This window comes from Dolichospermum lemmermannii CS-548, from assembly GCF_028330815.1.
Taxonomy (GTDB): domain Bacteria; phylum Cyanobacteriota; class Cyanobacteriia; order Cyanobacteriales; family Nostocaceae; genus Dolichospermum; species Dolichospermum lemmermannii.
In genome coordinates this window covers 15,759-28,847 of sequence record NZ_JAQMTJ010000313.1, presented here as the reverse complement: position 1 = coordinate 28,847, position 13,089 = coordinate 15,759, and the positions used below count along the sequence as shown (strand labels likewise).

Annotated in this window: 14 protein-coding genes and 1 tRNA gene; 7 read left to right on the top strand and 8 right to left on the bottom strand. The window is 39.5% G+C overall.

Annotated features, from left to right (window positions below; translation table 11 throughout):
* Window positions 1-272: 272 nt before the first annotated feature.
* From cobA to PN450_RS22395, 3 genes are read right to left on the bottom strand one after another with little or no spacing between them, the layout of a single operon-like run.
* On the bottom strand, window positions 273-1,025 hold the full coding sequence (gene cobA, locus PN450_RS22405; protein ID WP_168696241.1) for a uroporphyrinogen-III C-methyltransferase: 753 nt from the start codon (window positions 1,023-1,025) through the stop codon (window positions 273-275).
* Window positions 1,018-1,830, bottom strand: a complete 813-nt coding sequence (locus PN450_RS22400; RefSeq protein WP_271837600.1) for a sirohydrochlorin chelatase — start codon at window positions 1,828-1,830, stop codon at window positions 1,018-1,020. The genes cobA and PN450_RS22400 overlap by 8 nt, the downstream gene beginning before the upstream one ends.
* Window positions 1,814-2,194 (bottom strand): DUF4359 domain-containing protein, encoded by a 381-nt coding sequence (locus tag PN450_RS22395; RefSeq protein ID WP_015079000.1) that lies wholly within the window; start codon window positions 2,192-2,194, stop codon window positions 1,814-1,816. The genes PN450_RS22400 and PN450_RS22395 overlap by 17 nt, the downstream gene beginning before the upstream one ends.
* Before the next feature lie 120 nt (window positions 2,195-2,314).
* Here PN450_RS22395 and PN450_RS22390 point away from each other — a divergent pair.
* Together PN450_RS22390 and PN450_RS22385 are read left to right on the top strand one after the other, a co-directional pair.
* Window positions 2,315-2,387, top strand: a tRNA-His gene (locus PN450_RS22390).
* A 188-nt stretch (window positions 2,388-2,575) separates the two neighbouring features.
* On the top strand, window positions 2,576-3,967 hold the full coding sequence (locus PN450_RS22385; RefSeq protein ID WP_271837599.1) for an amidase: 1,392 nt from the start codon (window positions 2,576-2,578) through the stop codon (window positions 3,965-3,967).
* Between the two features lie 433 nt (window positions 3,968-4,400).
* Here the strand turns inward: PN450_RS22385 and PN450_RS22380 are convergent, their stop codons facing one another.
* The 4 genes from PN450_RS22380 to ilvC all read right to left on the bottom strand — a co-directional run bounded on the left by PN450_RS22380 (window position 4,401) and on the right by ilvC (window position 7,429).
* Window positions 4,401-4,886, bottom strand: a complete 486-nt coding sequence (locus tag PN450_RS22380; RefSeq protein WP_015078998.1) for a hypothetical protein — start codon at window positions 4,884-4,886, stop codon at window positions 4,401-4,403.
* 102 nt (window positions 4,887-4,988) lie between these two features.
* Complete coding sequence (locus PN450_RS22375; RefSeq protein WP_271837598.1) at window positions 4,989-6,203, bottom strand: acyl-CoA dehydrogenase family protein; 1,215 nt, start codon at window positions 6,201-6,203, stop codon at window positions 4,989-4,991.
* 26 nt (window positions 6,204-6,229) lie between these two features.
* Complete coding sequence (locus PN450_RS22370) at window positions 6,230-6,388, bottom strand: hypothetical protein (protein WP_271837597.1); 159 nt, start codon at window positions 6,386-6,388, stop codon at window positions 6,230-6,232.
* A gap of 45 nt (window positions 6,389-6,433) precedes the next feature.
* Window positions 6,434-7,429 carry a ketol-acid reductoisomerase gene (ilvC, locus tag PN450_RS22365; RefSeq protein WP_271837596.1) on the bottom strand — a complete coding sequence of 332 codons (996 nt, stop codon included), beginning with the start codon at window positions 7,427-7,429 and terminating at the stop codon, window positions 6,434-6,436.
* A gap of 233 nt (window positions 7,430-7,662) precedes the next feature.
* Here ilvC and PN450_RS22360 point away from each other — a divergent pair, with 233 nt between their 5' ends.
* The 4 genes from PN450_RS22360 (at window position 7,663) to PN450_RS22345 (ending at window position 11,828) form a co-directional block, all read left to right on the top strand.
* A complete protein-coding gene (locus PN450_RS22360) occupies window positions 7,663-9,000 on the top strand; it encodes an NAD(P)/FAD-dependent oxidoreductase (RefSeq protein WP_271837595.1) in 1,338 nt (445 codons plus the stop codon).
* Window positions 9,001-9,133: 133 nt separating this feature from the next.
* Complete coding sequence (locus tag PN450_RS22355; RefSeq protein WP_015078995.1) at window positions 9,134-9,667, top strand: REP-associated tyrosine transposase; 534 nt, start codon at window positions 9,134-9,136, stop codon at window positions 9,665-9,667.
* Window positions 9,668-9,878: 211 nt separating this feature from the next.
* Window positions 9,879-10,895: a pentapeptide repeat-containing protein gene (locus tag PN450_RS22350; protein WP_271837594.1), complete on the top strand. Its 1,017-nt coding sequence runs from the start codon at window positions 9,879-9,881 to the stop codon at window positions 10,893-10,895.
* Between the two features lie 144 nt (window positions 10,896-11,039).
* Window positions 11,040-11,828, top strand: a complete 789-nt coding sequence (locus PN450_RS22345) for a Uma2 family endonuclease (protein ID WP_271837593.1) — start codon at window positions 11,040-11,042, stop codon at window positions 11,826-11,828.
* Window positions 11,829-11,892: 64 nt separating this feature from the next.
* On the opposite strand, the gene PN450_RS22340 is transcribed toward PN450_RS22345, so the two are convergent.
* Window positions 11,893-12,147 (bottom strand): hypothetical protein, encoded by a 255-nt coding sequence (locus PN450_RS22340; RefSeq protein WP_168633030.1) that lies wholly within the window; start codon window positions 12,145-12,147, stop codon window positions 11,893-11,895.
* Between the two features lie 74 nt (window positions 12,148-12,221).
* Here PN450_RS22340 and PN450_RS22335 point away from each other — a divergent pair, with 74 nt between their 5' ends.
* On the top strand, window positions 12,222-12,824 hold the full coding sequence (locus PN450_RS22335) for a DUF3318 domain-containing protein (RefSeq protein ID WP_168633031.1): 603 nt from the start codon (window positions 12,222-12,224) through the stop codon (window positions 12,822-12,824).
* Window positions 12,825-13,089: the final 265 nt, after the last annotated feature.

The following is a 13,089-nucleotide window of genomic DNA, read 5'->3' as shown; positions in this document are numbered from 1 at the left end:
GGTAATTTCGGATTTTTGAATACCTGTGAGGATAATTTTGATACAAAATCGTCGAAATCTTAGGTGGCGATCGCTAATATCAAATCCCCAAACGACCATTTTTCGTTGTGTGACAGTTTAGGGTGCGGAAGGTGGGTTAAAAACCCCATTCCCTGGTAGGGAAGGGGGGCAGGGGGGTTAGGTTTTTGGAGATTATGGGTTTCATCTGATACTTTATGGCTAACGCCACGCTTCGCTATCAAACAACCTCTAACCCTAACCAAACTTTTCCTCTATTTTTTCTCCTGTACAGAATCAGATAATATATCGTGTAATTTCACGACTGCACCAATTACAGCTATTGCCGGTGCAAGAAATCCCTTTGCTTCCACTTGTTCTACAATTGTCCCCAATTCACCAATTAATTCTTCCTGTTCTGGCCGAGTTCCCCAGCGGATTAAGGCAATGGGTGTATCTAAACTCAATCCAGCTAGAGTAAACTGTTCAATAATGTAGGGTAAATTGTGAATACCCATATAAATTACTATAGTTTCCGAACCGTGCGCTATGGCTTGCCAATTTACCTGGGGTTTATACTTACCAGCGGATTCATGTCCAGTTACAAAAGTTACCGATGAACTATAAAGACGATGGGTTAAAGGAATACCAGCATAGGCCGCTGCGGCGATTCCTGATGTAATCCCTGGCACAACTTCCACGGAAATCCCGGCGGCTACTAATTCCGCCATTTCTTCCCCACCACGACCGAAAATAAAAGGATCACCACCTTTAAGCCGAACAACTATGGCATTATTCTCCGCTTTCTCAATCAGTAATTGGGTAGTGACTTCCTGTAACAGTGAATGTCTACCCATGCGTTTACCCGCATTGATTTTTTCTGCTTCAGGATTGATCATTTCCAGCACTTCTGGACTCACCAAAGCATCATAAATAACCACATCTGCACAGGTTAATAGGCCCTTTCCTTTGAGAGTCATGAGTCCAGGATCTCCAGGTCCAGCACCAACCAAATAAACTTTACCCAAAAACTTTGTCCTCTTCTTTGATGAAATTCTCGATTAAATTCGCAAATTCTCGACTTGTTCCTAATGGTTGTGCGAGTTGAAAACTGACTGATGGAAATTGTAATTTTAGCGTTTCTACTGCCAGAGCGATCGCATCAGTTATCCCACCTGTAAATAAAAAATAGGGGAAAATCGCAATTCGTCCATAACCAGCGGCTATCAATTCCTGTACTCTGACTTCTAAACTGGGAGGGACAGACCAATAAGCTGTAACTGCGTCCACAGTAGCTGCTATATTTTCCACAGGGGCATGAGAACCAGCCCGTCGGCTACCATGAGCCAAAATAATAGATACATCTGCTTTAATCGTAGTCATCATCCCCGCAAAAAACTTGGCTAAACCAGGATAACTACCAATATAAGGACGCAATTCTATTGTCATTCCTTCAGTTATAGCCTGTTCTGCAAGGGCGATTTCTGCGGGAATATCAGTCATGACATGAAATCCCGGTAACAAAAATAGGGGGATAATTTGCACCCTTTGACAACCAAAAGCCTGAACACGATGAGCAAAATCTTGAATTTGCAGGTGTAAAGGTTGGATATTTGCCTCTAGAGTAGCAACACCTACGAAATTTTCACCTTGGGGTAATATCTCACTTAACATTCCCGCTAATTGCTGCATAGCAATATCTGGACGAGGATCACGACTCCCATGAGACACTAAAAGATAAGCTGTAATTTTATTAATTTGCATATTTGGGGATTGGGGATTGGGGGACTGAGAAACACAGGAGAAAGATGCTAATTTATTTTTCTTCAGCATTGTAAGTATAAAATTGATTCAATGCTCCCACTGTTTCAAATTTGTATCCTGGTATCCAAGAATCAAGTTTGATTTCCGTGCGGTAAATACTAAAGATTATATAGTCTTGTCGGTTAGTTGTGGTGGTAATCAGTTCTTTGATGTGTGGTGTGGCGGATTGAAGCAATTCTTGACAATTAACTTTGATTAATTTTTCCAAGAAACTTGGTGTTTTGTGACAGACATCAGCTTCTAAATATGTTGTCAGCTTTTGAACGGCATATTGTTCATATTCACCCTGATTGGGGTTAGTTTTCGCCATAATTGCTCCCAAGACCGTAACGCTCGCTGCTCCTACACATATAAGAATAGTCAAAGGTTTCATATTCTAGCCTGAACTGGTATATTTATTAGTCTTTTAAAGACTACCAAGAAAATTATCTAATTTCTGCTAAAAAAAGCTTGATTATTTTCTGGAGGTAATGCTATACTCACAGAGTGAATGGCGAGCGTAGCCAAGTGGTTAAGGCAGTGGTTTGTGGTACCACCATTCGTGGGTTCGATCCCCATCGTTCGCCCTATTAAATTATGACTCTGTAAGTTCAGAGTTGTTGTAAAGTATAAAAACACGAATTAGACCTTTTGTAGAATTCGGGAAAAGGAGAGTATTTTCCTGTCAACTTTTCCGATTCTTGCAATAAGTCCAATAGCGATAATTCTCAAAAATCCTGCTAAAGTCACAAGTGAAGTTGGCAAATTTATATCTATGAATAACAATGATTTAGCTTTTACCCCAGCTTTAGAGTTAGCGCAATTAATCCGTCTGCGGGAAGTGTCACCTCTAGAGTTGGTGGAAGTATATTTAGAAAGAATCGAACGCTTAAATCCCCAACTGGGAAGTTATTTTACAGTCACGGCAGATTTAGCCATTACTGATGCTAAAAACAAAACAGAATTACTGACAACGACTTCAGAATTACCGCCATTTTTTGGTGTACCAATTTCCATTAAAGACTTAAGTGCGGTTGCGGGTGTTACTTGTACTTACGGAAATTCGGCACTGTTAAATAATATTGCCAATCATGATGATGGTGTAGTTACCAGAATTAAACAAGCTGGTTTTATTATTCTTGGTAAAACCGCAACTTCGGAATTAGGTTCTTATCCTTACAGTGAACCTGCGGGATTTCCCCCAGCGAGAAACCCTTGGAATTTAGAATATACTCCTGGTGGTTCTAGTGGTGGTGCCGCATCATCAGTAGCAGCGGGATTAAGTGCAATTGCCCAAGGTTCAGATGGTGGTGGTTCAGTGCGTGGTCCGGCGGCTTGCTGTGGTGTTGTTGGCATCAAACCAGCCAGAGGCAGAGTCTCTAAAGCCCCTGTAGGCGATCGCTTGGGGGGCATTGCGGTGGATGGTCCCCTTGCCCGCACAGTGGCTGATGCAGCGGCTATGTTAGATGTGATCTCTGGCTATGTCACAGGTGATCCTTATTGGCTACCAAATCCGCAACCATCATTTCTCTCTGCAACTCAAGTCAAATTAGATAGTCTGAAAATTGCCTTTAGTACCAGTATTCTGCCCTTTGGAGAAGCTGACGCTAACTGTAAACAAGGAGTATTAAAAACCGTCGGGTTATTAGCACAATTTGGACATCAGGTTGAGGAAAAATACCCAGATTTTAGTAGTTTAATCGAACCATTTATAGTAGTTTGGCAAGCTGGAATAGCAGCAGCAGGAATTCCTTCGCCAGCCTTACAGCCTTTAAACCAATGGTTATTAGCAAAAAATGGTTCTGTAGCTGAATATCTGCAAGCACTTTCCCAAATGCAAATTGTCTCCCGGCAAATTATCGCATTTTTTGATACTGTAGATGTATTGGTATTACCAGTTTATCTCCATTCTCCCATTCGCGTCGGTGAATGGGCAGATTTGAGTCCAGAAGAGACATTTGCCAAAATTGCCCATTGGGTCGCGCCTTGTCCTGTTGCAAATGCTACCGGATTACCTGCGATCGCCCTTCCTGTCGGTTTCGATAGTCATGGTTTACCCCTAAGTGTACAGTTAATTGGTAAACCTGCCGCTGAGTCTACCTTAATTAGTTTAGCAGCGCAATTAGAAGCCGCTAACCCTTGGATTCAACATCGTCCAGCACTTTAGTTAAAATCAGGATTTACAAAATGTCAGCATCAGGATTTACAGGATTTAGAGATTTACAGGATTGTTATTCTTGAAATAATCTGAAAAACAGAAAGTTTGCAAATATCTGCATATTGAATCCTGTTAATCCTTCAATCCTGAGCATCCTGATTCAGACAGAGAAATGATCTGAAAAACAGAAAGTTTGCAAATATCTGCATATTGAATCCTGTTAATCCTTCAATCCTGAGCATCCTGATTCAGACAGAGAAATAATCTGAAAAACAGAAAGTTTGCAAATATCTGCATATTGAATCCTGTTAATCCTTCAATCCTGAGCATCCTGATTCAGACAGAGAAATGATCTGAAAAACAGAAAGTTTGCAAATATCTGCATACTAAATCCTATTAATCATTTAATTTTAATAATCCTGATTCGGACTATAAATTCCAATTAATTAGCCAGTTTTTCCTGTTCACGGGCATCTACTACTAAAACTAAACAAAGTGCGGCAACTGCTTTCTCCCATTCTTGACGCACTTTCACATCTTCCACACCATCAAATAAACCCACCAACCGGGGAACAGCTTGTTCTAAAGCTGCGTGGGGTACGGGACGATGTAATTCAACTAAGTGATTGATACTTTCTTGATTATTGAGAAAACCAACCACCCATTTTGTTGTATGATCTGGACTGTCAGGAACACGCTCAACTCCTAACTCGTTTTTTAGCCAATCATAAAAAAGTGGTAAATGTTCAGCCAATACCGCACCGGCTGTAGGTAAGGTTTTTTTGAGTAAGCTAATATCTAAACTGTCTAATTCTTGTTTCAGAGCCGGTGAATTTAGTACCTCATTTAACGGTGTGGAAAGTATTGCTGTTATTTCCGATTCGGAAAAATCTAAATTTTGGGTGAAAGTTGAAATTAGAGATTCCATTTTCTACACTCCAGAGATTATTCCATTGGCTGTAGAATCATGATAGCGTGGCGCACCAAAATCCTTGATCATGTTGCGTTACTAATTTCATCCTACCTATAATTATCCTTGCTCATCTGTTTCTTGTGATTCATATAAAGTTTCCATTCCTAATTTTTCTAAACATCTATCAGATCCCCAGGGTCTCATTAACCCACCACAACGACTATCTCGATAAAGTCTTTCCAAAGGAAATGATTTTAAAAGAGAATGTCCACCACAAACACGAATAGCTAAACTACATAATTGATTGCTGTTTTCCATTACAGTATAATTTGCTGCATAAGCTCTTAATCTTTCAGCTTTACTAGGATTTATTTTGGCTTCATTGATAACTCGATAAAAAATTGCCTTAGTTTGCTCTAAAATAATAAACATTTGAGCAACATTAAATTGCTTGATTTTATTTTGTCTTTGTTTGATCGGTGGCATTCCTACTACTTCACCACGCAAATACTTAATTGTAAAATCATAAGCAGCTTGAGCAATACCCATATAAGTAGGTGCTAGAGTAAAAAACATATGTGGGTACAACTCAGTCAGTTTTAAATAAATATTTGAGGGCAGTAATTGAGCATTATTAGGAACAAAAACATTATCGAAAATTAAAGTGCGAGAAATAGTAGCTCTCATTCCTAGAGAATTCCATTCTCCAACTACTTGCACCCCTTGAGTTTTCGCTGGGATAGCAATATAAAGACAATTCTCTACTGAAATATTTTCTGTTTCCTTGGTACAAACAATACCATAATAGTCGGCAGCTTCTGAAAGTGAAGCAAAGGTTTTTTTTCCATTAATTAACCATCCTTCCTCGACCTTTTTAGCAGTTGTTTGATAAGCTTTACCAAGAGATACACCTGCACCTTCTTCAGAAATTGGTTGGGAATAAAGTGCCTGTTTTTCGACTATTCTTTGAAAATGAAGTTTTTTATAGATTTCACATTCCGCTATTTGAGATTCCGTCAATGGTAAATCATTTAAAACATTTAACCAAAGAGTTGAAGAAATGTGCATATTATAAGTAAGAGCAGTAGCACCACAATATCGGGCTATTTCAGCCGATATTAAACAATAACTGGGAAAATCAACCCCCATTCCCCCATATTTTTTTGGTACGCATAATGCTAGAAGTCCGTGATTTCGTAAATCTTCATAATTTTCCCAAGGAAAAGAAGCTTCTTCGTCATAGACAGAAGCACGAGCAGCAAATTTATTTTTTCCTAATTCTTGAACTAATTCAATTAAGATTTTCTGTTGATTATTTAAGTCAAAATCCATGGTTAGTTATGTTTTTTTGAACTGTTTTAACCCGCTTTCATCAAGTTGGGGTCAACCCTTAATTTTTCCTGGGCTGTAACCTTGAAAATTCGTTGATTTATCCGATATTGCAGAAAGCGATCGCATTCTCCATGTATGTAAAGAAACAGAAATGTTTCTTGAAAGAGGGTTAGTTCGATTGTCAAAACTTGGTAATCGGTAAAGAATTACCAATTACCAATTACCCAAAATTACGCTTTCTTTAACCAGCTAAACATAGCGCGTAAATCCTTACCAACAGCCTCAATAGGATGTTCAGCTTCTTGACGACGCATAGCAGTAAAACCTGGTTTACCAGCTTGGTTTTCTAAAACAAATTCCCGCGCAAATTGTCCAGATTGAATTTCGCTGAGAATCTTCTTCATTTCCGCTTTAGTATCGGCGGTAACAACGCGAGGACCGCGAGTATAATCACCATATTCGGCAGTATTAGAAATACTATCGCGCATGGTAGCTAAACCACCTTCTACGACTAAATCAACGATTAATTTGACTTCGTGCAGACATTCAAAATAAGCGAGTTCTGGTTGATAACCTGCTTCTACCAAAGTTTCAAAACCGGCTTTAATTAAAGCGCTCAAACCACCACACAATACTGCTTGTTCCCCAAACAAATCGGTTTCGGTTTCTTCACGGAAAGTGGTTTCCAAAATACCGGCACGTGTACCACCAACACCTTTAGCATAAGCCATAGCGCGATCGCGGGCATGACCAGTGGCATCTTGATAAACTGCAAATAACGCAGGTACACCTTGTCCTTGTTCATAAGTACGACGCACTAAATGTCCAGGGCCTTTAGGTGCAACCATGACCACGTCAACATCAGCAGGGGGAACAACCTGTGCAAAGTGGATATTAAAACCATGTGCAAAAGCTAAAACGTTTCCAGCTTCTAAATTGGGTTCAATTTCGTTTTTGTAAATTGTTTTTTGGACTTCATCAGGTAATAAAATCATGATGAAATCAGCAGCTTTGGCCGCATCAGCAACATTTTTTACAGTCAAGCCAGCAGCTTCGGCCTTAGCTGTGGACTTACTGCCGGGATATAATCCCACAATGACATTAACACCGCTATCTTTGAGATTCAGCGCGTGAGCATGACCTTGAGAACCATAACCAATAATAGCAACGGTTTTACCTTTTAAAAGATCCAAATTAGCATCTTCATCATAATACATACGCGCCATAGAAGCATCTCCTGTCCGTAAAAGTTGTCATGAAATTGGCAGACTTACGATTGTATCGCAAATTGGGTAATTGGTGATTGGTGATTGGTGATTGGTGATTGGGAACACCAATGACAAATCCCCTACTTTTATTTTTTTTTCAGAAGTTCAAGATAAACAGAAATAATTGTGATAATTTTGATACAAATTTGTTAAGAATAGTTACAGCCCTGTAATGGAAGGAAATATTTTTTATGGTTGATCTAGCTGACAAGAAACCAGTTCATCAAGTCGTGATTATTGGTGGTGGCTTCGGTGGATTGTATGCTGCGAAGTCTATGGCTAAAGCCAATGTACAAATCACGCTGATTGATAAACGCAATTTTCACCTGTTTCAACCACTGCTGTACCAAGTCGCTACAGGTTCTTTGTCCCCAGCGGATATTTCCTCTCCTTTGCGTGCTGTTCTCAGCAAAAGCAAGAATACAAAGGTGCTGTTGGGTGAAGTGAATGATATTGACACTACCGCCCAAAAGGTGATGGTAGGCGCGGAATCCGTCCCCTACGATACCTTAATTGTGGCTACAGGGGCGAAGCATTCCTATTTTGGGAAGGATAACTGGGAAGAATTTGCACCGGGTTTAAAGACTGTAGAAGATGCCATTGAGATGCGTCGGCGGATATTTTCAGCATTTGAAGCGGCTGAAAGCGAAAGTAATCCGGTAAAACGCCAAGCTTTGTTAACTTTTGTGATTGTCGGTGGTGGTCCAACTGGGGTAGAATTGGCGGGAGCGATCGCTGAATTGGCAACTAAAACCCTGACAGAAGATTTCCGCAACATTGACACCGCAGAAACCAGAGTTTTATTGTTAGAAGGTTTAGATCGGATTCTTCCCCCTTTTGCACCGGAATTATCGCACACAGCAGAAGCATCTTTAAAGGCTTTGGGTGTGGATGTGCAAACCAAAACCTTAGTTACACATATTGAAAATGATATTGTGACGATTAAGCAAGGTGATGATGTTAAAGAAATTGCGGCAAAAACCGTGTTGTGGGCTGCGGGTGTGAAAGCCTCACCAATGGGGAAAGTTTTGACAGAGAAGACGGGAGTTGAGAGCGATCGCGCTGGTCGTGTTATGGTTGAACCAGACCTAAGTATTAAAGGATTTCCCAACATTTTCGTAGTTGGTGACTTAGCAAATTTCGCCCATCAAAATGATAAACCTTTACCGGGAGTTGCACCAGTCGCCATGCAGGAAGGCGAATATGTGGCTAAACTCATTCAAAAACGGTTGAAAGGTGAAACATTACGTCCATTCAAATATGTGGATAGAGGTAGTTTAGCAATGATTGGGCAACACGCCGCAGTTGTTGATTTAGGATTTATCAAACTCAGAGGTTTCTTTGCGTGGTTTGTGTGGTTATTTATTCATATCTACTTCTTGATTGAGTTTGATAATAAGTTAGTGGTGATGATTCAATGGTTGTGGAGTTATTTTACCCGCAATCGTGGCGCGAGATTAATTACAGGTAAGGAAGTTATTGCACCTGTACCAACGCCAGTCATCCCAAAAAAACCGTTAAATGTGTAGTTCCTCCCTCGTTCCCAGTCTCTGACTGGGAATGCCCTCTAGAGGCTCTGCCTCCCATATTCCCTCATTATTATTAAAAAACTGCCTCTCATATTAAAATAAAATCACCACATCTACCAAATTAAATGAAACAATGGGACGCAGCCGCTATCATGTATTAGGAACTCAACCGCATTTCCTCACCTGCACATTAGTAAATTGGATGCCATTATTTGGCAATATTGAACTTGTCCAAATTATCATAGATTCCCTCAACTTTCTCCAACGTCAGCAGCGTTTGACATTATATGGTTATGTCATTATGGAAAATCATCTTCATCTCATCGCTGCGGCTGCAAACTTATCTAAAGAAATAGGGAATTTTAAATCATTTACGGCTCGTTCCATTATTGATTTACTCCAGAAAAATAATGCTGAATATATACTTAATCAATTAGAATTTCATAAATTAAAACACAAGATCAAACAAGATTATCAACTGTGGCAAGAAGGTTTTCATCCCCAAGCAATTGCTAATGAAGAAATGTTTATCCAAAAATTAGAATATATTCATAATAATCCGGTGCGACGTGGGTATGTTGATGATCCGGCTCATTGGCGTTATTCTAGTTACCGGAATTATATGGAATTGCCGAGTTTATTAGAGGTGGAATTGATTGATTTGTGAGATATTGAGGCAGAGCCTCTTGATAGCATTCCTAGTCAGAGACTAGGAACGAAAAAGAATAAATTTTAATTTTTCTGCCGTTATTTAAGGTTATTTTAACAATAAAATTTTTTCTTGTTCTAGTGTATTTGCTTTTTGATGTGCTAAAATGTCTGTATCTTGCATTGCTTACTTAATAAAGCCATTTTACACAGGGAGTAGAAATTGTATTATGTTCACAGATGATAAAAACGATTTTATTAAAAATTGGGCGATAACTGGAATTATATTTTTGTTTTTGATAGCTGTTGCTGTTACAGTTTATTTTATCTCAATGATTTTAACTACTGACAGAACAGAATTATTGAAAAACAAATATGAATATATTGTTGAAAGTCTTAAAGTATTAGGTTTATTCATTAGTGGAGGGGCAGTAATTGTTAATGTTTACTTTGCAGGTAGACGTGCAGAGGCTATGGAAGAGACTGCAAAGGCTACAAATAGAAATGCAGACGCGGCAAATAAAAATGCAGAGGCTGCAAATAGAAATGCAGAAGCTGCAAATAAAAATGCAGAGGCTGCAAATCAAAAACAAATTACAGAAAGATTTTCTAAGGCTATTGAACAGCTTGGGAGTGATAAACCGGAAGTTATATTAGGTGGAATTTATACTTTAGAACGAATTGCGAGAGATTCTGCACCAGACCAATGGACAATTATGGAAGTTCTGACAGCTTTTGTCCGTCAGAATGCACCTGTTATAAAAGAAAATGAGTCACAATCTCCAGAAGATCAAAAAAAATTTCTAGAACTTAGAATTTCTATTCAAGCGTGTTTAACTGTGATTGCAGAACGTAAACACCCAGATTTAGAAAATAAATATCTTGATTTAACTAAAGTTAATATTAGTGGATTCAACCTCAAAAAAGCCAACCTCAAAGGAGCCAACCTCTACGGAGCCAACCTCACAGAAGCCGTCCTCGCAGGAGCCAACCTCACAGAAGCCGTCCTCTCAGGAGCCAAGCTCACAGAAGCCTTCCTCTCAGGAGCCAACCTCACAGAAGCCTTCCTCACAAGAGCCAACCTCACAAGAGCCGACCTCATAGCAGCCAACCTCACAGGAGCCAACCTCGAAGGAGCCTACCGCTTTGAACCGGACTTGATAACAAAAGTTTTGCTCACAGAAGCCGACCTCGAAGGAGCCATACTCAAAGGAGCTATAATGCCAGATGGGTCAATTCATGATTAGGAAGATTTGATTCTTGTAAATTTTCAATAAACAAGACTTTCTCCCCCACAAAACCGAATATTCAAAACAGTCGCTACCATTTTCTAAACCGAATCATATTACTACATAATAGAAATAGAAATTCTATCTTTAGGATTGTTAAGAATGTATCAAATAGATCCGCCACTTTCCCCTAAAGAAACATTACCGACAATGTATGATCTTCCTAGCGAAGACCCGGAGGAACCTGGTTTGCCAGATCAATTTCATTTATTCCAACCACAATTATTAGCAGAAACATTCCGTCCCCCTGACTATCCTAGCGACCAAATATTTACAGGAAGTGATCTGAATCTTTACTATGATTTGCGTCATCCTTCATGGTATAAACGCCCTGATTGGTTTGCAGTGTTAGGTGTTCCCTCTCTTTATGACAAAAGAGATTTACGGTTAAGTTATGTAGTTTGGCAAGAAGCAGTTAATCCTCATATTATTGTTGAATTACTCTCACCAGGAACAGAAAAAGAAGACTTAGGGACAATATTAAGAGATGTCGAAAAACCTCCTGGTAAATGGGAAGTTTATGAACAAATTTTAAGAGTTCCCTACTACGCCATCTTTGATCGTTATAAATCTGAATTTAGAATGTTTCAGTTAACTGGCGCTCGTTATGCTGAAGTAGAATTATCAGATTTTCGGTTTTGGATTCCCGAAATAGAATTAGGTTTAGGAGTGTGGCAAGGAAGTTATAAAACCGTCGAAATGCCTTGGTTACGTTGGTATGACAAAGATGGTAATTGGATGTTAACCAGCACAGAAGAGGAAAAACAAAAAGCTGAAAAAGAAAGGCAAAAAGCTGAACAGGAAAGACAAAAGTTAGAACAAGAAAGGCAAAAAACCGAAAGATTAATTGCCCAACTTCGATCGCTTGGTGTTGAACCAGATTTAGAATAAATACAATCTCTCGTTCCCAGTCTCCGACTGGGAATGCCGTCATAGAGGCTCTGCCTCAAAGCAGTTAATTATTTTGATTTTGCTTAGATAAATCCGTCGGTGGTCTATCATTACTCCAAGCCCACCAGACATAACCGCAATGACAATGGTAAAATTCTTGCCACTTCCGACGACGTTCTGGGGTACTGACAGGAGACCTTCTATTTAACCACACATTAACGGCTTCTCGACTACCAGCATGGCATTTGGGACAATGAAATTGATAGGCGTGTACGGCTTGATTAGTCCATTCTGGCGGATTGGGATCAAAAGCGTCCATATAAATATAAACTGTAATAGAGTGTAATCTTAGTAGTCATTGAATATACATAATTATGACTAACAATGGATATTATGGAACCAAATATTGAAATTCGTCGGTTGTTGGATGTCATGCCCGCTTCTGGGCGAATGATGACTAAAATCGTCAGTAAACCAGAACAAAAACAGGTAATAGATGCGGCTTTTCCCCTGCCATTGAGTCAAGCAAGACCAATATATATTAATTTCGACTTATGGAGACGGTTGACAAAACCCCAACGAGATTTACTCCTATTACAGAAGGTAAGCTGGTTAATAGGGGTGAAATGGTTACAACCTAATATTTATCAAGGTGTGGTGTTAGCAGGGCTTGTAGGCGGAATACTCGAAGCAGTCCAGGGGGATGTGGTAGGTGTGGTAATAGCCGGGGGATTAAGTGCTGTAGCGGCTATCCGGATTTGGCGCACGAATAAATCCCAGGAGTCAGAATTAACTGCTGATACAGTCGCTATTAGAATCGCCCAAAGACGGGGTTATTCAGAAACTGAAGCCGCCCAACATTTGTTAACAGCTATTGAAGCAGTAGGAACAATAGAAGGGCGTTCTGGTTTAAATTTTAGTGAATTAATTCGTTGTCAAAATTTGAAAGTAATTGCTGGTTTATCACAAGTTGGTATTCCTAAAAATTACCAATAGATGTACATTCAAAGGGAACAGGGAACGTAGATACCAGGATACCCATTTACCCGTTAGAAATCGAAGAATCATAGTACGAATTTCTGTTATTATGGTTGTGATATTTTCTGTACCCCCCTAAGAGGATGTTTGAAAAGTTATGGTTGATGTATCAAATATTTTTTACCCCACCCTAACCCTCCCCTTGTAAAGGGGAGGGAACTGGATTTTTATTGTTTCCCCCCTTTACAAGGGGAAAGGGGGGTAGCAACGTGATGAAAATTAC

Bases quoted from the DNA above. Each gene is read 5' to 3' on its own strand.
- PN450_RS22400 (WP_271837600.1), bottom strand. From the start codon at position 1,830: ATGCTGAAGAAAAATAAATTAGCATCTTTCTCCTGTGTTTCTCAGTCC.
- PN450_RS22395 (WP_015079000.1), bottom strand. From the start codon at position 2,194: ATGAAACCTTTGACTATTCTTATATGTGTAGGAGCAGCGAGCGTTACG.
- PN450_RS22385 (WP_271837599.1), top strand. From the start codon at position 2,576: ATGAATAACAATGATTTAGCTTTTACCCCAGCTTTAGAGTTAGCGCAA.
- PN450_RS22380 (WP_015078998.1), bottom strand. From the start codon at position 4,886: ATGGAATCTCTAATTTCAACTTTCACCCAAAATTTAGATTTTTCCGAA.
- PN450_RS22375 (WP_271837598.1), bottom strand. From the start codon at position 6,203: ATGGATTTTGACTTAAATAATCAACAGAAAATCTTAATTGAATTAGTT.
- ilvC (WP_271837596.1), bottom strand. From the start codon at position 7,429: ATGGCGCGTATGTATTATGATGAAGATGCTAATTTGGATCTTTTAAAA.
- PN450_RS22360 (WP_271837595.1), top strand. From the start codon at position 7,663: ATGGTTGATCTAGCTGACAAGAAACCAGTTCATCAAGTCGTGATTATT.
- PN450_RS22355 (WP_015078995.1), top strand. From the start codon at position 9,134: ATGGGACGCAGCCGCTATCATGTATTAGGAACTCAACCGCATTTCCTC.
- PN450_RS22350 (WP_271837594.1), top strand. From the start codon at position 9,879: ATGTTCACAGATGATAAAAACGATTTTATTAAAAATTGGGCGATAACT.
- PN450_RS22345 (WP_271837593.1), top strand. From the start codon at position 11,040: ATGTATCAAATAGATCCGCCACTTTCCCCTAAAGAAACATTACCGACA.
- PN450_RS22340 (WP_168633030.1), bottom strand. From the start codon at position 12,147: ATGGACGCTTTTGATCCCAATCCGCCAGAATGGACTAATCAAGCCGTA.
- PN450_RS22335 (WP_168633031.1), top strand. From the start codon at position 12,222: ATGGAACCAAATATTGAAATTCGTCGGTTGTTGGATGTCATGCCCGCT.